Annotated in this window: 18 protein-coding genes and 1 rRNA gene; 8 read left to right on the top strand and 11 right to left on the bottom strand. The window is 43.8% G+C overall.

Features of this window, described 5'->3' with window-relative positions; all coding sequences use genetic code 11:
- Nucleotides 1-102, top strand: a 5S ribosomal RNA gene (rrf, locus tag AAFP14_RS22670); the annotation flags it as partial.
- A 43-nt stretch (nt 103-145) separates the two neighbouring features.
- Here rrf and AAFP14_RS22675 read toward each other — a convergent pair.
- From AAFP14_RS22675 to AAFP14_RS22690, 4 genes are all read right to left on the bottom strand, one after another.
- Nucleotides 146-565 (bottom strand): hypothetical protein, encoded by a 420-nt coding sequence (locus AAFP14_RS22675; protein WP_341734451.1) that lies wholly within the window; start codon nt 563-565, stop codon nt 146-148.
- Nucleotides 566-672: 107 nt separating this feature from the next.
- Entirely contained in the window at nt 673-1,170 is a 498-nt protein-coding gene (locus AAFP14_RS22680; protein ID WP_341734452.1) for a GNAT family N-acetyltransferase, read from the bottom strand.
- A gap of 92 nt (nt 1,171-1,262) precedes the next feature.
- Complete coding sequence (locus AAFP14_RS22685; RefSeq protein ID WP_341734453.1) at nt 1,263-1,853, bottom strand: MiaE family protein; 591 nt, start codon at nt 1,851-1,853, stop codon at nt 1,263-1,265.
- A 32-nt stretch (nt 1,854-1,885) separates the two neighbouring features.
- A complete protein-coding gene (locus AAFP14_RS22690) occupies nt 1,886-4,063 on the bottom strand; it encodes an O-linked N-acetylglucosamine transferase, SPINDLY family protein (protein WP_341734454.1) in 2,178 nt (725 codons plus the stop codon).
- A 99-nt stretch (nt 4,064-4,162) separates the two neighbouring features.
- Here AAFP14_RS22690 and AAFP14_RS22695 point away from each other — a divergent pair, with 99 nt between their 5' ends.
- Both AAFP14_RS22695 and AAFP14_RS22700 read left to right on the top strand, forming a co-directional pair.
- Complete coding sequence (locus AAFP14_RS22695; RefSeq protein ID WP_341734455.1) at nt 4,163-4,825, top strand: glycoside hydrolase family 108 protein; 663 nt, start codon at nt 4,163-4,165, stop codon at nt 4,823-4,825.
- Nucleotides 4,826-5,403: 578 nt separating this feature from the next.
- Entirely contained in the window at nt 5,404-6,525 is a 1,122-nt protein-coding gene (locus AAFP14_RS22700; RefSeq protein WP_341734456.1) for a serine/threonine-protein kinase, read from the top strand.
- A gap of 188 nt (nt 6,526-6,713) precedes the next feature.
- On the opposite strand, the gene AAFP14_RS22705 is transcribed toward AAFP14_RS22700, so the two are convergent.
- The gene (locus tag AAFP14_RS22705) at nt 6,714-8,129 is read right to left on the bottom strand and encodes a valine--pyruvate transaminase (RefSeq protein WP_341734457.1); all 1,416 of its coding nucleotides are present in this window, start codon (nt 8,127-8,129) and stop codon (nt 6,714-6,716) included.
- 490 nt (nt 8,130-8,619) lie between these two features.
- On the opposite strand from AAFP14_RS22705, the gene AAFP14_RS22710 reads away from it, so the two are divergent.
- From AAFP14_RS22710 to AAFP14_RS22720, 3 genes are all read left to right on the top strand, one after another.
- Complete coding sequence (locus AAFP14_RS22710) at nt 8,620-9,162, top strand: carboxymuconolactone decarboxylase family protein (RefSeq protein ID WP_341734458.1); 543 nt, start codon at nt 8,620-8,622, stop codon at nt 9,160-9,162.
- A gap of 3 nt (nt 9,163-9,165) precedes the next feature.
- Nucleotides 9,166-10,389, top strand: a complete 1,224-nt coding sequence (locus AAFP14_RS22715) for an adenylate/guanylate cyclase domain-containing protein (RefSeq protein WP_341734459.1) — start codon at nt 9,166-9,168, stop codon at nt 10,387-10,389.
- Nucleotides 10,390-10,450: 61 nt separating this feature from the next.
- Complete coding sequence (locus AAFP14_RS22720) at nt 10,451-11,290, top strand: Tab2/Atab2 family RNA-binding protein (RefSeq protein ID WP_341734460.1); 840 nt, start codon at nt 10,451-10,453, stop codon at nt 11,288-11,290.
- A gap of 157 nt (nt 11,291-11,447) precedes the next feature.
- Here the strand turns inward: AAFP14_RS22720 and AAFP14_RS22725 are convergent, their stop codons facing one another.
- The gene (locus AAFP14_RS22725; RefSeq protein WP_341734461.1) at nt 11,448-11,648 is read right to left on the bottom strand and encodes a hypothetical protein; all 201 of its coding nucleotides are present in this window, start codon (nt 11,646-11,648) and stop codon (nt 11,448-11,450) included.
- A 210-nt stretch (nt 11,649-11,858) separates the two neighbouring features.
- Between AAFP14_RS22725 and AAFP14_RS22730 the strand changes: the two genes are divergently transcribed.
- Complete coding sequence (locus AAFP14_RS22730) at nt 11,859-12,731, top strand: S-methyl-5'-thioadenosine phosphorylase (RefSeq protein ID WP_341734462.1); 873 nt, start codon at nt 11,859-11,861, stop codon at nt 12,729-12,731.
- A gap of 104 nt (nt 12,732-12,835) precedes the next feature.
- Here AAFP14_RS22730 and AAFP14_RS22735 read toward each other — a convergent pair whose 3' ends face one another.
- On the bottom strand, nt 12,836-14,065 hold the full coding sequence (locus AAFP14_RS22735; protein WP_341734463.1) for a tetratricopeptide repeat protein: 1,230 nt from the start codon (nt 14,063-14,065) through the stop codon (nt 12,836-12,838).
- Between the two features lie 72 nt (nt 14,066-14,137).
- Between AAFP14_RS22735 and AAFP14_RS22740 the strand changes: the two genes are divergently transcribed.
- Entirely contained in the window at nt 14,138-14,635 is a 498-nt protein-coding gene (locus AAFP14_RS22740; protein ID WP_341734464.1) for a WbuC family cupin fold metalloprotein, read from the top strand.
- Nucleotides 14,636-14,689: 54 nt separating this feature from the next.
- Here the strand turns inward: AAFP14_RS22740 and AAFP14_RS22745 are convergent, their stop codons facing one another.
- From AAFP14_RS22745 to AAFP14_RS22760, 4 genes are all read right to left on the bottom strand, one after another.
- A complete protein-coding gene (locus AAFP14_RS22745; RefSeq protein WP_341734465.1) occupies nt 14,690-15,205 on the bottom strand; it encodes a hypothetical protein in 516 nt (171 codons plus the stop codon).
- Between the two features lie 424 nt (nt 15,206-15,629).
- Nucleotides 15,630-17,417, bottom strand: coding sequence for a sensor histidine kinase (locus AAFP14_RS22750; protein WP_341734466.1), 1,788 nt, complete (start codon nt 17,415-17,417; stop codon nt 15,630-15,632).
- Nucleotides 17,418-17,513: 96 nt separating this feature from the next.
- Nucleotides 17,514-17,957: a four helix bundle protein gene (locus AAFP14_RS22755; protein WP_341734467.1), complete on the bottom strand. Its 444-nt coding sequence runs from the start codon at nt 17,955-17,957 to the stop codon at nt 17,514-17,516.
- Between the two features lie 35 nt (nt 17,958-17,992).
- On the bottom strand, nt 17,993-21,001 hold the full coding sequence (locus AAFP14_RS22760; RefSeq protein WP_341734468.1) for a sensor histidine kinase: 3,009 nt from the start codon (nt 20,999-21,001) through the stop codon (nt 17,993-17,995).
- Nucleotides 21,002-21,140: the final 139 nt, after the last annotated feature.

The following is a 21,140-nucleotide window of genomic DNA, read 5'->3' on the forward strand; positions in this document are numbered from 1 at the left end:
CAGTGGCACCACTCCGATTCCATCCCGAACTCGGTTGTTAAACGCTGCGGTGGCGAAGATATTTGGCGGGTCACTGCCTGAGAAAATAGCTCGATGCCTGGGATTCTTTTACAACACATAATCCCTTCAGGGGGCGACAACGAGGCTAAAGCGGTTGCTCAATGAGCTTTCTAGCTCTTAGCCCCCTCTGGTAAAATGGCTGCTTATTGCGAACTAAATTCATCATGGACTCTACCCAATCCCAACAGCAGTCATTGGCAATTAACCAATTTTCGCCATATAAACTAATCCAAAACTTGCTATGTCTTCTTCTACTTCTACCTTTTTCTTGAGGACGACATACATGTTTTTCTTGTCCTTGAAGCTGAGTTCTTTTCCCTTTTAACCACGCCGAAGTCATGGCTAAGGCGATTAAAATCATTAAAGCAATCAATTTATCCGGTGATGCTTGACACCCTTCTAGGTTATATCCTCCAGTTTTACAGTCTTTAAACATTGCTTCGATACCATAACGTTTGCTGTAAACCCCGATCGCACTTTTTGACCTGCTTAGTCTAAACTCCAATCATTCCAATACAACTGGAATTGATATTAACCGCGAAGGCGCGAAGGAAGACAAGAGAGAGTTTAATAATTCCGATTTGTGGCCGGAGTTGCCTAGGCCTGATTTTTTTATTCTTTTATTTCTGGTTTGATTACTTTTTTGTAAACCCGATCACACCTTTGCGTCTCTACACCAGTTGTCGGTTGATATCCGTTTTTTTCATACATATTAACAGCTTCCTTGAGAACGCTAGCAGTTTCGACCCAGATTTCATCAAAGCCACAACTAGCAATTTTACTTTCTAATTGTTGCAGTAAAAATTTTCCTAAGCCCTGTCCCCTGGCTGCCGGCAAAATATACATTTTGCGAATTTCCACAGCATTATTGCCTCGTTCAATGGGATAGTATGCAGCCGTTCCTACGATTTCTCCTTCCCGTTCTACCACCCAAAATTCTCCACCTTTGGCATGATAATGTAATTCTACATCATACACATCTCGATCGGCTCCGAAAGGCTCGGATCTTAAACCGTACTCCAATAAGACATCCCGAATTACATGAAAAGCATCAGCCCGGTCGCGTGTTTCCCAGGAACGAATTAAAAAATCATGATATTGGGTTTTCATTGGTTTTCGTAAATCATATTTTTTAGTCACTTTAGAAACTAAGTAAAATTGCCATAAATTTGTGTGTTACAGCATTTTAATACACCCTATATTTAGCTATGAATTCTCGGTTCTGGATGAAGGGTTGCGAGCAACTCGCTCTCAACTAAGGATAATTGCTCCAGCCGCCGATCGACAACAGAGCGAGCGAAATAAGTTGTTGCCAAAATCCAATATACACCATAATGGCGAGCTTCCGAAACCATCAAACTGCGGTAAAATTTAGCTAATTCTCCATCGACACAACTATCTGCCAGCAGTCCCAGCCGTTCGTGACTCCGCGCTTCGATTAAACCAGAAACCAGCAAAGAATCCAAAAGTCGATCCGGTTCTTGCTTCCGAATTTGGCTAGACAAACCGGCACCGTAGGGAGGAGCCCCCAAGGGGCCCAAAGCAATGTTACGTTTTTCCAAGTGCTGATTGACTTGCTCAAAATGCTCTAATTCTTCGCGGGCGATCGCCGTTAACATCCTCACCAATTTAGCATGAGCCGGGTAGCGAAACATTAAATTCAATGCTACCCCGGCCGCCTTACGCTCGCAGTGAGAATGATCTAATAAGATAGTATCTAAATTGGCGATCGCCTGTTGTACCCAATCTTGGGAAGTCGGCTGTTTTAGAAACTTAATAGTTGGTAAAGCCATCAGATATAAAGACTGGATATGTGAGATTAAATCTATATTTTACACAGTTTTTCAAACAGTGCGTACATATCTCCAGCAAATTTTTTAGGGTTCCACAATGGCGACAAATTTTCGGCTTTTTTAGAATTAGCCAACTGCGCTTTCACCCCGTTTCGTAATTCACTATCTTGACCTACTTTTACCCCGAATTCCACATATTCCTCCCAAGACCAAGCCATCCCAGTGGTAATTCCCAAAGCCTGCAAAAACGAATAACCCATTCTCGATAAAAACTGCTCTCCAATTCGAGTAACCACAGGCAAATTAAACCACAAAGCCTCTAAGGTGTGAGTTCCACCATTATAAGGATAAGAATCTAACAAAACATCGGCGAGCAGATATACAATTCTATGTTCTTCTTCCGTAGCAACCCGTGGCAAAAACTTAATCCGGTGCTTGCTAACTCCTTCTGTTTCGCAAACCTGGTGATAAGCAGCTTGAAACACCGCATTATCGCCTAAAGCTTTGTGAATTAACACACTATTTGGCACTTGTTTAAGAATAGCTACCTGTGCTTTCACCAACTCGGAATTAAATTTTCTCCCCGGAGCGACACACAGGTAAACTATCTGGTCTAAACCAATCCGATTCGACCTTCTCAAGGCTACCGGATTGACTCCGTACCTTTTAAAACCTGAGACTGCCACAAAGGAATCAGGCATCCTAATTAGCTGCTCTTCATAATATTTTTCCCTACCTGCTGGGTGCGAGTGCCAATCAGACAGAAAATAATTTTCGGGTGATATGTAAGCAGCATCAAATCCTAACCAAGACACACAAGCTACTGCGGGTTTGGCGTAGAGAATATCAGCATGAATTGGTACGCTGAGAGAATCTAAATCAATTAAAATGTCTAAATTATCACTTCTAATTTGAGCGATAATTTCTGAGGAATTAGACATTCCGTTGGGAAAAGTTTTGGGCAACGTTAGTTTGCCAAAACTTTCAAAATTTTGGGTTTGGTCATCAGGAACAATTCTTTCGGAAGCGTACAAATGTAAATTCGGTGCGATCGCCGACAATTCGCGAAGGATGTCAGCACTGCACCAACCTACAGAATGGCGACGGAAGTGATTGGACAAACACCCAATTTTTAGTTTACCTGGGCTTGCCGTTGTTTTTAGACTGTAATGAGTGACTTGGGGAAAATTAGGTTTGATACATTGGTCGATATACTTTTGGGCAATTCTTCGGTAAAGGTAAGAGTTGGCTGCTACATCATCTCGCAAATAGGGCGTACTAAACAAGAAATTGGCATACAGCGATTTAATTTCAACTGCTTTAACTGTGTCTAAGTTTTGCTCCAAGTAAGATTCTAGTTCTAAAAATCTATCTTTAGCAATTTGATTCAGCCCCGACACTTGATAGGTACTGACGAAGTAAATTGCAGTCATAATTGGATCGTTTTCACCGCACATTTGACTGTATCTGTGAACGGCTTGCCGCGCCTGAGATAAATCGCTGGTATCTCTGAGAATGGCACACAAATGTTGGTGAGCGGGAATAAAATCTGGTTTAATTTCTAGGGCTTTTTCCAGATAGGGAATTGCTTCTTTTAATTGGCCTTGATAGCGCAAAACTATGCCTATTTGACAGTATGCTTCTGGTAAATCCGGCTTGAGGTCGATCGCCCGTTGCCAAGCAGCCACAGCCTCATCCAGCTTACCTTCCCCCGCCAATTTATCTCCCAAATCTAAGTTAAAATCTACCTCAGCCAGATCGGGCTTGAGTTCGAGAGCTTTTTGCTCGTAGGAAAGCGCCGCATCAAATTGCCCTTGCTGCTTGAGTGTGAGTGCCAAATTCCAGTAAGCTGGCGCTAAATCCGGTTTGAGGACGATCGCCTTTTCGTAATTGACAATCGCCTCTACAAACAGCCCTTGTTTGTAGAGCATACTCCCCAAATTAGCATAGGCCTCGGCAAAGTCGGGATTCAGGGCGATCGCCTCAGAATACAGCCGCATCGCCTCATCAAGTTGCCCGTTGGCTTGGTGGACGTTACCCATTGTCACGTAAGCTGGAGCCCAATCCGGTTGTAATTCCAGTGCGACGCGACAAGTGGCAATGGCTTCTGCTAAATTACCTTGAGAGTAATATTTTTCTGCCAGGATTGTCAGAGATGCAGCATCTTCCAATTTGGGTGTTTCAGACTGATTGTGGAAATCGGGATTCATCTTCGCTGCCTATCTGTGCTATCAAGTTAAAGGTTGAATCTATATTATTTTGCACAGTAGCAGTTTTAGCGGAATTACGGGCGATCGGACAGGGAATTTATGAACGACAAGCAAAGAACACAGCGTCAACAGCAAATTAAGTGGAGACCAAACCTCCTACTGGGCTTACTTTTGTTAAGTCTGGCAATTCCCTTGCCCTTTGCCCAAAAGACGGTGGCACAGCAGCAGACAGCCAACTTTCGGCAGAAAATATTTCAAACAGCCCTTTACTTTACCCTATATTTTGAGGGCGGGTTCAGCGATCACCCCGCAGACAAGGGTGGCAGAACTTATCGAGGGATTCTGCAAACCGAATATAATGCTTACCGATACAGTCGGGGGCTGCCACCCCTAGATGTGACGCAGATGTCGGAAGCAGAGCTCCTAGAAATTTATAAATATTATTGGGATTCGAGTCTTTCGGGAACAATGCACCCAACTTTGGCGATCGTCATGTTTGACACGGCGGTTAACTTTGGAATCAACAACTCCATTACCTTTCTTCAACAAGCGTTAGGATTGCCACAAACGGGGATTTTTGATGGCCGCACCAAGGAAGCACTCAAAAATGCAAACAACAGAAATACCGCTTTGCAAATGATTAATGAACGGATTATTTATCGATACAAACGGGTGCAAGAAGACCCTAGTCAGATGGTTTTTTTCCGGGGTTGGCTGAGTCGAGATTACAGTTTGTGGGGCTATGTGAATAAGATTAAATAGTTGGGAATGGGGAATTGGGGAATTGGGAATTGGTAATTGGGAATGGGGAATTGGAGACTGAGCGTAGTCGAAGTGTATCAGTTTATAAGTGTCGAAGGTCTTTCTTCCTTCTTCCTTCTTCCTTCTTCAGATTCTGGTTAAATTGGCTATAGTTAAATTGGCGATCGCGAATCTCTTTCGTCGTGAAAACTTGTAATTGATATAGTTGTCGAAACTACTGATAATGTCAATTCATAAAAGTCATAACTTTAAAGTCATAAAACTCATATTTGTAAAAATATATTTCAAAAAAGGGACAAAATATCAAAATTAAGTTAAATCATGTATAACTTAAACATAGCGATTTTCATTTGTCCGATCGCAAAGCAATCCATACTTGGTGATGGACAAGTAATATCAAATCCCTTGATTTGGGAACCATTCATCTGTCTCTCCCCCTACTCTGCTTCCTCTGCGTACTCTGCGGTTAAACAATTCCGATACAACCGGAATCGATATAAAAAGTTATACCCGCTCTATTGAAAATTGCTATTTTAGGAAAAAAAGTATAGCCTACAAATCACTAAACAGCTAAAGCTATGACCATAGAAGAAGCCATTAATCTTGTGGACAATTTGGTAGAAAAATCAACCAAAAAATCATTGACTCGGTTGCAGCAAGCCATAATTCGCGGTGTTTTACAGTCTTGGACATACCAAGAAATTCAGCAAAACGATCCGATCGCCCGCGGTTACACAGTCGGCTACCTAAGTCGCTACGTCGGTTACAATTTATGGAAAGATCTCACAAAGGTACTGAGAAAAGCAGAAATTATTGGACAAGAAGAAAGAGTAGTTGCAGCAAATCTCTGGGACTGCATCATGAGAGCATCACAACAAGTTAGACAACCCCTTAAACCGGGCGATCCGATGTTAGAAAAACTGATGCGGATGCGTTACCGCATCACCGAACATTTAGTGAGTACCGAGTACAGCGATACCTATCTCGCCGAAGATGAAAACTTACCCGATCGCCCTTTGTGTCTCGTCAAGCGCCTGAAAAGCCAGTCTGACAGAACCAGCCATTTATTCGATCGAGAAACGCGAGTTTTATATAGCCTAGGTCAACACGATCGCATCCCGGAATTATTAGCTCGTTTTGAAGAAGATGGATATTTTTATTTAGTCTATCAATTCATCGAAGGACAACCCCTGTCTCAAGAACTGATCGAAGGTAAACCTTGGGAAGAACATCAAGTTATTGCCTTATTGCGAGACATCCTAGAAATTCTGGTTTTTGTTCACCAACGAGATATAATTCACCGAGATGTTCACCCTCAAAACTTAATCAGACGTACATCCGATGGCAAAATGGTCTTAATTGACTTTGGCTCAGTCAAAGAAATTAGTAATTGGCAGCAAAACATCGCTCAAACGAAATCCCGCGGTGGGACTCAACAGGATTATATTCCCCCCGAACAAGCCATCGGTTCCCCAAAATTGTGCAGCGACATCTATGCTGTCGGTATCATCGGCATTCAAGCCTTAACAGGAATGAAGCCAAAACAATTCAAAGTTGATAATATCGGAAATCTCATCTGGCGGCAAAATGCACAAGTTAGCCCAGAATTTGCTAAGGTTTTAGACCGGATGATACTGTACGATTTCCCCCAGCGCTACCCATCAGCAACAGAAGCTTTACAAGCAATTCAGGACTGTTGAATATCCCATAACTCATGGGCAATTTGAGCTTAAAAAAAAATACCCCACCGATAAATTAGTCGAGTATTTTTTATTTGATATAGCAACCGCCAAGGTGCTTTCTTCCTTGTTCCCTTCGACTCCGCTAGGGGAAAAAACCACCTTAACAGCCAAGGCGGTTGCCCTAACTGATTTAACAGCGATTAAAACTATTGTCCTTGATAGACTTTTTCCACCATTTTAGCCAAACGTTTCATCGCAGTTTCAATCTCCTGATTAGTCGCCGTTAAGCTAATCCGCAAACACTCCTGCTTGTGCCGCCAATCTTCCCGCAAACCAGGGAAGAAAGAACTTCCGGGTACGAGAATCACACCGACTTGCTTCAATTGTTGATAAAATTCCCAATCTGTCATTGGCAAATCTTTCAGCCACAACCACGCAAAGATTGCTCCTTCGCCACGGTGCAAAAACCACGGCAAATCTTTCGGCATTGCTTGTTCTAGGGTTGTTTCAACTACATCAAATTTACTTTGATAATAAGGCCGGATGACATGGACACCAATGTCAGCCAAAGCTCCAGAATTAATCGCCCGCGCCGCGATCGCCTGTCCGTATCTCGGCGAGTGAATGCACATATTCGTCTGAAAAGATTGTAAAACTTGAATAATCTTTTCATCACCGATCGCAATTCCGATTCTTTCTCCCGGTAATCCCGCTTTCGACAAACTCATGCAGTGGATAATATTGTCACCAAAAATCGGAGTCATCTCAGTATAATTCAAAGCTGGGAACGGAGGCCCGTAGGCAGAATCAATCAAAACTGGCACATCAAAAACACTAGCCATCGCTGCAATTTTCTTCACTTCATCATCGGTGAGAACATTGCCAGTGGGGTTGCAGGGACGAGAAAATATTACGCAGCCGGAAGTTTCATCGATCGACAACTGACTGAAATCCGGGCGATATTTAAACCGATGAGCAGCCGCATCAATATCCAGAGTTGGTTTGCAAGCAATTACGGCTTCGGGAATCAAGCTGACTCCACCATAACCCGTATAATCCGGGCTCAATGGCAAAACAATATGTTTGAGGCTACCCCCCCTCACCCCCCCTTGGTAAGGGGGGGATGGGGGGGTCGTTGCCACCCCTTGGTAAGGGGGGGATGGGGGGGTCGTTGCCACCCCTTGGTAAGGGGGGGATGGGGGGGTCGTTGCCACCCCTTGGTAAGGGGGGGATGGGGGGGGTGCGGTGTAGCCACCGAAAGCATTGGCTGCGTAGAAATAGATCGATTGACTACCCGGAGTGATCAAGATGTTGCGATCGGTCAAACTCAGTCCGTAGCGTCGATTAAAATCATCCCGCACCGCATCAATCAACGGCTGATAGCCTTGACTCGAACCGTAGCGACAAACCACCTCACCGTATTCCGCACTCGCCAAAAGTTCCGCAGTACAATCGCGCCACAACTGCTCGACTTCCGGCAAAATCACTGGATTGCCGGCACTCAAATTAATAAACTCCTGCCCGCTACCGGCTCTGAGGGTTTCAATAATGTCTTTCATAATTGCCCTAACTCCGGTGAGGTGGGACATCTGAGTGCCAAATTGAGTGAGGGCAGGGTTCATAGCAAATGCAGCGACAAGGATAGAAGTTTACAATCTACCCATCATAACCTTGTTTGCTCACATCCAAGGCGAAACCGCAGTTAAAAATTAGTAGCCAGCCATTAAACTAAATTCCTTATCCGGCATTAAATCATACACTATCGCCAACACCTTGCCATCTATCAAAAGTCGTAATTTTATTCAATTTTTATTAAAAATTACAACAATGCTGACCAAATCTGGAACAATACAAAAATCCAGATCTTATCAGCAATTAACCTAGCTACTCAACCTTCCAATAGTTATAATTAACCCAGATTTATGAATCTAGCAGCAAAAACCCTACCGCCTGCTAGCTGATATTCACTACTCCTAGTCCCTAGAAATCGGTGCATCTGACCATCAACAACACTAAAGCCTAAATTCGTCCTCATACCGCCCAGAGAGCTGTGTTACGCTATTTAGGCGTAGTTTTATATGAAGATTAACCGCAGTCACCATTATTATAAACATGACACACTTTCCGATCGCAGAATACGAACAACTCACCGATCCAAAAGCTCAAGCAGTATATGACCAAATCTTGACAGAACTGGGGTTTGGCATCGTACCCAACCTGTTCAAGTCAATGGCCACCAACCCAGACTTATTAGAAGCCAACTGGAAAAAATTCCGCTCTACAATTCTCCAAGGAGACGTACCGCGCACCCTCAAGGAAATGATCGGAGTCGCCATTTCCCAAGCAAATAATAGCGAGTACGCCTTAAAAGTTCACCTCCACGGACTCTCAGCTTTGGGAATCAGCGAAGAAGTCCTGCGGCTGCTGGTTTCAGACTTTGCCAACTGCCCCCTGCCCGCTCGTGAAAAAGCCGTAATCAGCTTTGGTTTGCAAGCCGCCATCAACCCCCAGCAACTCACAGCAACTCACTACCAAAACCTACGGGATTTAGGACTAGATGATGGAGAAATTTTTGAATTGATTGCCACGGCAGATTTGTTTAGCAGTGTCAACAGATATACTGATGCTATTGACCTCGAAATAGATGCTCTGTAATCTATGTCCCACGCCCCTAAGATGGGTCATCGATTAGAAGATCAAGACCGCGAAGAACTGTTGCTAACAGCCCGCAGCTTATTAGCAGAAGCTCAGTCTCTGTCCACGCGCATTGCGGCAGTCAATGAAATTGCCACCGCAATTAACAGCACTCTCGATATCAATTTAATTTTTCGAGTAGTAGGCAAGCAAGCCAAATGGCTGCTAGATTTTGAACACTGTAGCATTTGCCTGCACAGCATCAACTCTTGCACCACACTGTTTGGCAAAGCCATCAATTTAGATATTAATAGCCTCCCAGAAAATGGCCCCATCAAAAAAGCCTTCAAAACAGCCCAACCCCAACTAATTCACGAAGGATTTCCTGCTGGTGTTTTGTCTAGCTACGCCTCCCAAATCATCATTCCTTTGGCAAGTGAAGGTAAAACTTTGGGGACAATTATTTTTGCGACAACTAAGCCACGTTGTTATAACCAAGAAGATGTACGGATTGGCTATCTTTTAGCTTTGCAAGTATCCTCAGCTATCCGCAATGCTGAACGCTTCCAAGAGATTAATAGGCTCTATTCCCAACTTGAGGCCGAGAAACAAAAATCAGACAAGCTACTGTTGAATGTACTCCCCCTAGACATTGCCAACGAACTCAAAATTAACGGCAAAGTCGAACCAGTTCATTATGACGAAGTATCGGTTTTATTTACCGATTTCAAAGGCTTTACTCAATTATCCGAAAAAATGACACCGCGAGAGTTAGTGGACGAACTTGACTATTGTTTTTCTTATTTCGATATGGTGGTGGATAAATACGGATTGGAAAAATTGAAAACCATTGGCGACAGCTATATGTGTGCATCAGGAATTCCTCAACCCAGCCCTACACACGCCATTGAATCGGTACAGGCGGCCCTAGAAATTCTTCAGTTCATGGAACTGCGAAAACAGGAGAAATCTGCTCAAAACATTCCCTATTGGGATATTCGCATCGGCATTCATTCCGGTCCTTTGCTAGCGGGAGTAATTGGCAATAAAAAGTTTACCTATGATGTGTGGGGAGACACGGTTAATACCGCATCTCGGATGGAATCTTCCGGGGTACCGGGAAATATAAATATCTCTCATGCTACCTTTGAATTAGTCAAAGATTTTTTTGAATGCGAACACCGAGGCAAAATTGTTGCTAAAAATAAGGGCGAACTTGATATGTATTTAGTTCGCGGGATTAAATGACTAAAGTGTTGCAGATTTAGATTAAAATAATACAACTGTTGAATTAATTTTAAAGGTAATTATGCAAATTTGGCAAGCCGATTTTTACCGTCGCCCCCTCCGAGACGAAGCGGGAAAAGCACTGTGGGAACTGTTGATTTGCGATGGGGCGAGCAATTTTACTTTTAGCGCTGTTTGTAGCCAATCGGCAGCTAATTCTACTTGGCTGGCCCAGCAGTTGCACGAGCAAATTCAACTAAAAAAAAAGCCCGATCGCCTTCAAGTATTTAGACCTCAATCTCTCAGTTTAATCGAAGCTGCGGGCAAAGTTTTGGGGATCAAAGTAGAAGCTACTCGCCGCACCCCGGCCCTGAAATTGCTGCTACAAGAACGGGCTAAAGCCTATTCGACTATGCCTAATTATACTGGCGAAACCTACAGTGCGATCGCCCTTGAGTCACCGCCACCCCTACCTTTACCAGAAAACTTGTGGGGCGATAGCTGGCGTTTTGCTTCCCTACCCGCCGGCGATATTGTAGAGGCTTTTACAGGGCGTCCCCTGCCAATTTTGGAAATGCCAACATCGTTATTACCGCTGAATTTGGGCTTGGCCTCAACAGTACCTGTACCGGGAGTGATAATTGACGGCGGGCGACAGTCGATGCGTTTGGCTAGGTGGCTTCAGGATGCTAATCCTTTCAGTTTAAATTATCTTGCTGGAGCTCCCGATGGGTTGATTTTGGAAGCTGGGTTAGCAGATAGATTTGTGGTTGCTACTTTTGCAGATGAGGAGGTGAAACAGGCCGCTACAATTTATGAACAGCGTAAGCAGTTGAGTAAAGGATTACATTTTTTGTTGGTGCAACCCGATGATAGTGGGATGACTTACACTGGGTTTTGGCTATTGAATTTTAATGGTTGATATCCCTTCAGTAATCAGAATTAAAACTTGAGATAAATGTAAATAGTGAGGGGCGAAAAAAAAGCAATAAATTATGATCTAGCACAATTCAAGCAGATTCAAGCGTATATTTGAAAACACTAAGTATCTTTAGCTTGTGTCTAATCACACCGCAGATTTACTCGACCACTAAAACCAAGCCACTTTGTATAGCCTGACACAATCGATTGATGTGAGTGTGGTCTTTTTGGTCGAGTCCGTTCATCACGGCTGACTTGAGGAGCCTTCTGTCGAGGGCCGTAATTTGACGGAAAGCCAAGACTCGTTCGGCTACGGCTTCCACAGAGATTTTGGTGGTACTTGTAGAACTGACTGTCATTGTTTTACACCCTAAAAATACATAACAGAAATCAGTATTTTTATTTTTAAAGATTCAGTAAAGAAAGGTTGTGATTTAAATCACTACTTGTTTGTGACAATGTAGTGTATTCAAGACAAGGACGTGATTAAATATTTAGCGTTCTTGACACTAAATTTACAACAGCCCGGTAAAATCACTAAGTAAAACCCTCAAAAACAGGTAAAAATTATGGCTCAAGCAAAGATCGGAATCATCGGCGGCAGTGGCTTGTATAAAATGGATGCCCTCAAGGATGTAGAAGAGGTAAAAATTGATACACCGTTTGGCTCGCCTTCGGATGCGGCGATCGTTGGCACCTTGGACGGTACGCCCGTAGCATTTCTGGCAAGACACGGCCGCAATCACACTTTTTTACCATCAGAAGTGCCGTACCGGGCGAATATTTATGCGATGAAGAGTCTGGGAGTTGAGTATTTAATCTCAGCATCGGCAGTTGGTTCCCTGAAAGCAGAGGCGAAACCTTTGGACATGGTAGTACCAGATCAGTTTATCGATCGCACCAAAGGTCGAGTTTCTACATTTTTTGGAGAAGGAATTGTCGGCCACATTACCTTCGGAGACCCGATTTGTGGGGCATTGGCAAAAGTGCTAGCAGGGGCGATCGAATCCTTGAACCTCCCCGACGTCACCCTGCACCGTGGCGGCACCTACGTTTGCATGGAAGGCCCCGCATTTTCCACAAAAGCAGAATCACACCTTTACCGCAGTTGGGATGCCACAGTCATCGGGATGACCAATTTGCCGGAAGCAAAATTAGCCAGAGAAGCGGAAATTGCCTACGCCACTTTAGCCTTAGTCACCGACTACGACTGCTGGCATACCGATCACGAAAGCGTAACTGTAGAAATGGTCATCGCCAATTTGCATCGCAATGCCGAAAATGCTCAAAAAGTAATTCAAGAAACAGTCCGCAGACTAACTGAAAATCCTCCTGTTTCCGAGTCCCATTCAGCTTTGAAATATGCAATTTTGACCCCGTTAGATAAAGTTCCGGTGGCTACTAAGGAAAAAATGGGTCTGTTGTTGCAGAAGTATTTGTAAAACGAACCGCGAAGACGCTAAGAGCGCGAAGGAAGAACTCCCTCCCTTCTTTCTCTGACTTCCTGTGCTTAGCGCCTTCGTGGTTTGTTTAATCTTAGGACTTATTAGTTAGTTATCAAATGTTTAAATGCCTCATATTCACGAATATTTTCAAAATCAGCTTCATTTTTAGCCAACTGTTTACACAAATTGGGATTCAGATTTAAGGCACGTTTTAAATTTTCAATAGCCAAGTCAGTTTGACCTTGCAGCGCGTAACATCTAGCTTTATTGTACCAAATTCGGTAAAAGTCTGGTCTAATTTTGGCCGCATTGTCATAGGAATCAATGGCGGCTTCGTATTTTTGTAATTTAGATAGTGCTACGCCCCGATTGTTCCAAGCGTCAGTATAATCATTTTTGATTTGTAGGGCTTGATTGTAGGAAATTACGGCCTGTTCGTATTCCTGCATTTTTGAGAAAGCTACGCCTCGATTGTTCCAAGCATCGGCGTAGTCTGGTTTGGCTTGAATGGCTTGTTCGTAGCAGGCGATCGCATCTTGGTATTGCTGCAATTCCAACAGCACCACTCCTCGGTTGTTCCAAGCGTCTGGATAATTGGGGCGAATTGCAGTCGCTTGTTCGTAGGAGGCGATCGCCTCTGGATATCGCTGCATTCTGGTGAGCACTACTCCGCGGTTATTCCAAGTATCTGCTAAATCTGGCTGGATTTGTAGGGCAAGGTTGTAAGCTGCGATCGCATCTTCGTAGCGGTTTTCAAAGAAACAAGCATCTCCCTGTTTCGCATAATCTCCAGCAGTTAATAACTGTTTGTAGTTACTGTAGTTAACCGGGGCAAATTCTTGAATTTGGGCATCGGGTAAGAGGAGGTCGGTTTCTACATCTGATTGGAAACTTTGGTGTTGAATTTCCCCTAAAATAGTTTCAGCATCAGAAATTAAAAGTTTTAATTGAGAAATTGTATCATAGCGCAGACTTTCAATTTCTTGACGAGCAATTGTTGTCTGCTTGGACAATTTAGCCCAGAGGAACCAAGCGGCGACTCCGGCGGCTGTCGGAAAGAAAGTTAAGGCAATTACTATGCCGTTTAGCAGTACCGCAGTGCGCCCGAAAGCGATGTCTACTTCTTCTTGAACGCGATCGCGAATTTCTTCTTTCAGTTCCACTTGTTGTGATGTATCCTGAACCCACAGTGCTGGTAATCTCGGTTCGGAGGCAGAAACAGCGCTATTGCTGATTAAAATAGTTGCAAGGGCGATCGACCCAATACTTGTTCTCAAAATACTTGACAAACGTACTGTCGAAGCCATCGCCACCTGATTTGCGATTTTCATGGTCAAGAGATGCTGGTAAGGTTAATCTCAGACTAGCCGATTTGTAGAAAAACCATTAAATACAGGATATCTGTGGTGCAATCCCCTCCCATCAAGTTGCTGACACAGGAATTGTTGGACGAAGTTGCCGCCAACTCTCGTCACAGTCCCCGCCAGCGACAAAATTACAATTTCCACGATTTGTCAGAAAAGGTGCAGCGGTTTGTCAACGTCTTGCAGCCGGGGACCTATGTCCGCCCTCACCGACACCTGCGTCCTCCAGCAGTTAACGGTTTTGAGTTTTTTGTAGTGCTTCAGGGAGAATTGGGTATGATTATTTTCAATGACCAAGGTAAAATTATTGATTCTTTCCGACTCAGTGCGGCTGGGCCCACTCGCGCCGTGGAACTTCCAGAAGGTACTGTCCACAGCCTAGTAGCTTTGGCGGAGGATACTGCGATTCTGGAATTGAAGGAAGGACCCTACGACTTAGGGAGTGATAAAGATTTTTTGACAGATTTTCCTCCAGAGGGAACCCCAGCGGCGCGGGAATTGGTGGCGATTTGGGAAGCAGAGTTTAAAAGTGTGTAGCTGAATTAATTGCGGCCCACTCGACTTAAAACTTGCTTTTTCTCCTTTAAATACCTACTGATTATTTTTTTCGGCGCTATTCGATACAAATCTAATGGCTGTCGGCATCCGATTGTATAAATCTGGGGCGATGCGAATCATTTTTCGCAGGATTTCATCCGTCACCCAAAAAACTAGGGGAAAGGAAAAACTTTTGCTGAATTCGCTGCATAATAAGTTGGTAGAAACCAGTAGTCGATCGATCGCTATTACTGACTCTATACCCAGGATCATTAAAGCCGGCGGCTGTTGGTCTTCTAGTTCGGCAATGATTGTCGCGTAGAGAGTTGTGGCAGATTTTGGCAATAGCAGTTGCCGGGGTTTGATGGCAGAATTGGCTTGCAGTCGATCGACTATTTGTTGCCGCAAAGTCATGGAGTTGCAGTGAACTAAAACAAAGGAAAAATAACCTTGAGCAAGAGTTAGCGCTCGCGTTAATACGGAAAACGAGCGTTCGTTATATTTATCTTCTTCACTTTGGGCTGTATTTTCTGAGTTTGGCGACACAAACATAGTTAACAGATTTTTCATTTATTTTACAGCTTCTTTGGCTGAGACTATGTGTAGATTTTAGATAAGGAAATTTAGATCTATTTGTAGAATCCTGACATTTCAAAATTGGGCGACACAGCATTAAATTGGTGGCAACGATCGCTTTCATCTCTGGGGAAAGTCTCAAATTCTCAATCTAGAATCCCAAATCTAAAACTCTCTCCACGGTGGTGGATACACAGGTTTTTCAGGATATTTGAGATAAAATAGATGATTTTTCTAAAGAAAATATGAAGTTGAGAATTATTTTAAATAAAATATTCTTGCCCGGTACTATATCACTATTAGATACTAATGGCAATAGTCCGAAGGCATAAATTTGGTTGATACTGGAAAATTTACCGGAGTGGGTAAAATGTCAGAATTAAATGTAGTGAAGGAAACAAAAACTCCCTCGATCGTCTTAAGCTAGCGACAAAGTAAACCAAAAAATTGCCCCAGCACCCGGAGTGCTAATCACTCCTATTTTCCCGCCGTGAGCCCCAATAATTTGCCGGCACAGATAGAGCCCTAAACCTAAACCAACAGATTGTCGGGAGCGTGAGCCTCTAACATAAAGTTCAAAAAGATGTTCGCACTGCTCCGGCGATATTCCCACCCCATCATCTTGAACAACACATAAAATCATCTTCATGGGAGAAGTCAGAAGTGACAATTGGGAATTCAGGGTAAAAATTTGGGAATCATTAATGGCAAATTCCTTTGTATCCCATGGCACATCCCCCGGATATTTAGTGATTTTTTCTACATCTATAACATGAGCGGAAATAGTCACATTTAGCCCGGAAAAATTGTGTTTTAAAGCGTTAGAAAATAAATTAGAAAAAACCCGCCATAACTGAGTGGTATCGCCATAAACGGCCGGCAAATCATCGGGTACTAAATTTTTAAACTTAGCTTGATTCTCATGAATTAACTGCTCCAAATCGGCAGCAGCATCTTCAATTAGCTGCTTCAAATTTACCCGCTCGCAGTGCAAAACTAAACCGCGCAATTCGCTAGCATGAACTTCCAATAAAGAATCGATTAACCGCAATTGCTGCTCGCTACCTTTAATCATCCGCTCCAAAACTGAGCGAGGAATTTCTATAGATTTATCAGATTTTTTTTCCCAATTTTTCAAAACCATTAACATTCCCGCCACAGGGTTTCGCAAATCGTGAGAAAGAGCGTGAACAAATAGCCTCAGAGCTGATTGTGCCTGTTTTCGCTGGGTGATATCTTGAATGGAACCTTCATAATAAACTACAGAGCCACTGCTATCGAACACCGCCCTAGCATTCTCAGAAATCCAGACAATGCTCCCATCTGAGCGATAAATTTGAGACTCAAAATCCGACACTCTGCCGTTTTCCTCGATCGCTCGCACAAACTGACTCCTGCGATCGCGATCGAGATACAACTGATGCCCGATATCAGTAAATTTGGCCGTCACCTCCGATGGTGAATCGTACCCAAAAATCTTCGCCAAAGCTGGATTAGCAGTAATATAGCGGCCATCAGGAGTGCTTTGAAAAATACCCTCACCAGCATTTTCAAAAATACTGCGATACTTCGCTTCCGCCACCTCCAATTGTTGATAAGCAGATTGCAATTCTCGGCGAGTGCTAAACTCTGTTTTTTGGAGAATTTCGTACCAGTAAACTGACAAGTCACAAATAAAACAAAACCAAAATAAATACAAGTAAAATCCGCTCATCCGAAAAGGAGTATACCTAGCAAAACTCAGGTTTAAAACCAAATTGATTGCGATGTGGCACAACAAAACACCGAGTTGAGAAATCAGGTGCAGAGGCCAACGTACAGGCATGAGCGTAGCCTGGGTCAGAAATGCTAAACTCCAGGTTAAAATCGGCAAGTCTCCGACTCTGGCGAAAGCCAATCCAAGCTGTACAACTACAGTCAAGGACCAGGAAAAACCCAAAAATAGCAAACCAGGGTAACGCTGTCCGATCGCAGTTTTTTGCAAAACCAAGCACATGATTAAACCTAACTCTACAGCAAAACTCGTGTAGAGGTAAACAGCTTTAAACTCCTGGGGAGCAAAGAGGGCTTCACCGAAAAAATAGATAATAATTGTTAAAACAAAAAAAATAGCAATCTGCACAGTAGGGCCTAGCCTGTCTCGCAGAAAGCGATCGCGCCACACCTCATAAACCGTTAGTCCTGGAACTGATTTAGCATTCGCCATTTGTTATTGGTTATTTGTTATTTGTTGTTTGTTATTTGTTATTTGTTATTGGTTGTTGGTTGTTCGTTGTTGGTTGCTTGATTATTTTTTCGTTTCCTAATACTCTGTATTTGGTGGTTTTTTGGGAAGTTTTTTGATTTTTAACGATTGACTATTTGCTTGCTTCTGAACAGAGTTTAAGTAAGCATTAAGTTTGGGTGATAGTTCATCTATCAATGGTTTTAGGCGACCGATTTGCTCTGTTGTTAACAATTGTCGGGCACAAGCTAATCTTAACCAGTGTCTTGTTTCATGGAGGGACCCCCTGGCTATTTTAATAAAACGTTGATTATCATTGTAGCTATACCGCCCTGTCCCCTCGGCAATGTTAGCACCAATACTATCGACCGACCTAACTAATTGTTTTCCAACTGTATCTTTATAAAACATATCCCAGGATTTAACTATCAACCAAACTTCATTGGAAATTTGCTCGGCTAATTGATAAACCTGTAACTCTTGAAATTTAACCATACGTGAAAATAAATCAAGATTCAACAAGCATAACATCTCCTAAAACAAATAACCACTCACTACTAACTACTGACAACTTCTATAACAGGTAAAGAAAACCAGAAAGTCGAGCCACCTCCAGGAGTGTTTTCCATGCCAATTTCGCCCCCATGAGCTTTGATAATTTGCTGGGAAATGTAAAGTCCCAAACCGAGTCCCGTTAGTTGTCGGTTATTGGGGTCTTGAACGCAGAGTTCAAACAGAGAATCACGCTGTTGTGGGCTGATTCCTACTCCATCATCCACTACAACAGTACGAACCATTTTTACGGTCGATCGCGGTAATTGGTAGCTCAGATTCCCAATTTCACCTTGATAGTGGGGCAATTGATAACTGCCATCCCAGTAACTTTTACTATGTGGATTGCGATCTTTAATGCTGATTTCTAGGGGTTGTGTCGCAGATTCCCAACCGATTTTAAAGAGTTGATTTTGAGCATCCGAGGAATATCTCACCTGATTTATACAGTGATAGTATCTACCATTTTGAGTCATTAATTTATTTTTATATTTAAGATAATTTGTATTTATTTCTACTTCTACAACCTCTAGTTTACACTTTATTTTTACTCCGGGATGATTGTGTTTGATAGCATTAATCAGTAGATGTTCCAATACCCGCTGTAACTGTTGGCCATCGGCAAATACAAGAGGCAAATTCCCAGGTATTTCCTGAATTAAAGTTGCTTGATTTTTAGCCAGCAGCGGTTCTAATTTGGCAATTACTGCGGAAGTTAAAGATGGTAATTGCAGTGGTACTGTGTTAAGGGAAACACCTTTGACCCCGGTGGCGTGAGCATCTAGTAGGGCATTAACCATACCCAACTGGTGTTCGCTACCCTCCACTATCCGTTCCAAAATCGAGCGAGAAATCGGAACAGTTTGTTGAGAGTCAACAGATGCTTTATTTAGTAAATTTTTCATCAGGATTAACATTCCCATAACCGGGGTGCGGAGATGGTGGGAAACTGCGTGTAAAAATAAGTCTTTGAGTCGATTGCTTTCTTGCAATTCTTGCATTTTTTGTTGTAGTTGTGTGGTGCGTTCCTCCACTTGAAATTCTAGGTTGGTATTGAGGTCTTTTACCTGCTGCAAAAGTTGGGCTTGCTGAAGGGCGATCGCCACTTGGGTAGCAAGTTTTTCTAATAAATCAATCTCAAATTCCTGCCACTGGCGCGGCCCAGAACACTGATTGACTTCCAGGGCTCCGAACAACTCACCGCCCAAGACGATCGGCACATTTAACGTTGCCCGAATTTGATACTCATTGTAGTATTTGGTAAATCCATCCATGACTTCCACGCTAGCAGTATCGGAGAGTGCTCTGGCGCGGTTGGTGGCATAAAAGGTTTTCAAGTATTCAAAATGGCTCTCGTCAGCCAGCACACAGCCCAAAATAGAACGGTATTCGGTACCCACAGACTCAGCGACAATCTGACCGTAGACTGGCGAGTCGGGAATTGGCTCCTGCGCCGATTTTATACCGATGAAAGCGCGGTCTACTTTGAAAAATTGCCGTACTTCGGCGACAGTAGTATTGAGAATTTCTTGGAGGTCTAGGGAATGGCGAATCCGCAGTGCCATTTCTGAGAGGAGGCGATCGCGATCGACTGATGCTCGCAAGGCTAAGGTAGCAATGTAGCGATCGGTAACGTCCTGAACTGTTGCAGAAATTACGTTTGAGTGAATTTCCGACTGTTCGCACACAGTTCGTTCTGAGCCATTGTCTAGCACAATCCGGTAATTAATGCAATAGGATTTTCGCTCTAATATGGCTTGGCGCTGCGATCGCGCCACCAATTCTCGGTCTTCTGGGTGTACCGCTTGCAGAAACAACCAGGGCGCCGGCTTGATTGTTCCGGGAGTTAAACCCAAGAGCCGATAAAGTTGGTCAGACCACCGCAATTCGAGGTTGGATGTATGATTTTCTGGCGATTCCTCCCAGTCGTCAGGTGGTTCTAGGGTGGCGCAATCTAAATCCCAATGGCCTAACTGAGCAATACGTTGAGCGTTGGCCAAACTAGCTTCACGATCGCGCAACATGGCTGCTGTGCGGCGCACCTCCACCAGAGCTTGCTCGCGTTCGGCGACGGCGGCGGCTAACATCAAAGCCACAATCGCCATCGTCGCCATAAAAGCCTGTAAAAATAACACCGGCATCCACGTAAGTCGGTCACTGAGGGTAGCCGAAGAGTTGACTAAAAACGGGCCACCACCCTGGACAGTTCCCAAAATCGCAATGTAAGAAACGATCGAATAAGCAAAAATCGCTCCTCCAGGACTCCATCGCAAGGCCGCCCAGACTACCAGAGGAAAAGGCAAATATTCCAGGGGATAGATAAAGCTCGCAGCATCTGTTTTTGAACCAAACACCAGCCAGCTAACGCTAACTAGCAGAGTTAGCAAAATCAACGGTTCTGAATAATTAACAATTAAATTTGGTAATCGATAATTGGTAATTAGTTTGTTGCCGAATCTATGCGGTAATAAGTGGCTCAAAGTTAGCAAGAATGGGGTAAATAGCAAAATCCCGATACCATCACCCAGCCACATTGTCCACCAATTTCTCCCAAAATTGCTCCACGGAATCCAACCAAAAATGCAGCCGCTCAGATTGCTGATGGTAGAACCAATCAAAGTAGACCCAATGACAGCGCAGGCTACTAACCCCAGAACATCTCCCAGGCGATCGAGTTTGGTCGAAAAACCCCAGCGCCTGAGCAAAGCCTCACCAAGGAGAGCTTGCAGGGTGACGCTAAAGGCTGAAGAGAGCATGACGATTGAGGGTATACCGACGGCGAAGGTAGAACTCAACAGCAGGGAACCGACGGTAATTCCGGGCCACATCCGCCGTCCTTGGAGTAGGAGTGCGGCGAGGGCGATGCCGGCGGGTGGCCACACCGGGGAAGCATCGGCTTTCACGAATCCCAGCATGGACGCTGCGAGTTTTCCAGTCACATAGTAGGCGAGGGCGAGGATGCCACTAAGTGTCAAGAATAATAGGGGTTGAGTGCGACGGTTGAGCATTTTCATGGGGTTAAGTGCGATCGAGTCCGACCTGGTTGAATGTTCAATTTAGGTGGCCAACGGGCGATCGGGCTTCCTCCAAGAGAATTACCTGATAAGGGGAATTGGTTATTGGTTATTGGTTATTGGTTATTGGTTATTCGTT

Origin of the sequence: Microcoleus sp. EPA2 (assembly GCA_020882975.1) — a bacterium.
Lineage (GTDB): Bacteria > Cyanobacteriota > Cyanobacteriia > Cyanobacteriales > Microcoleaceae > Microcoleus.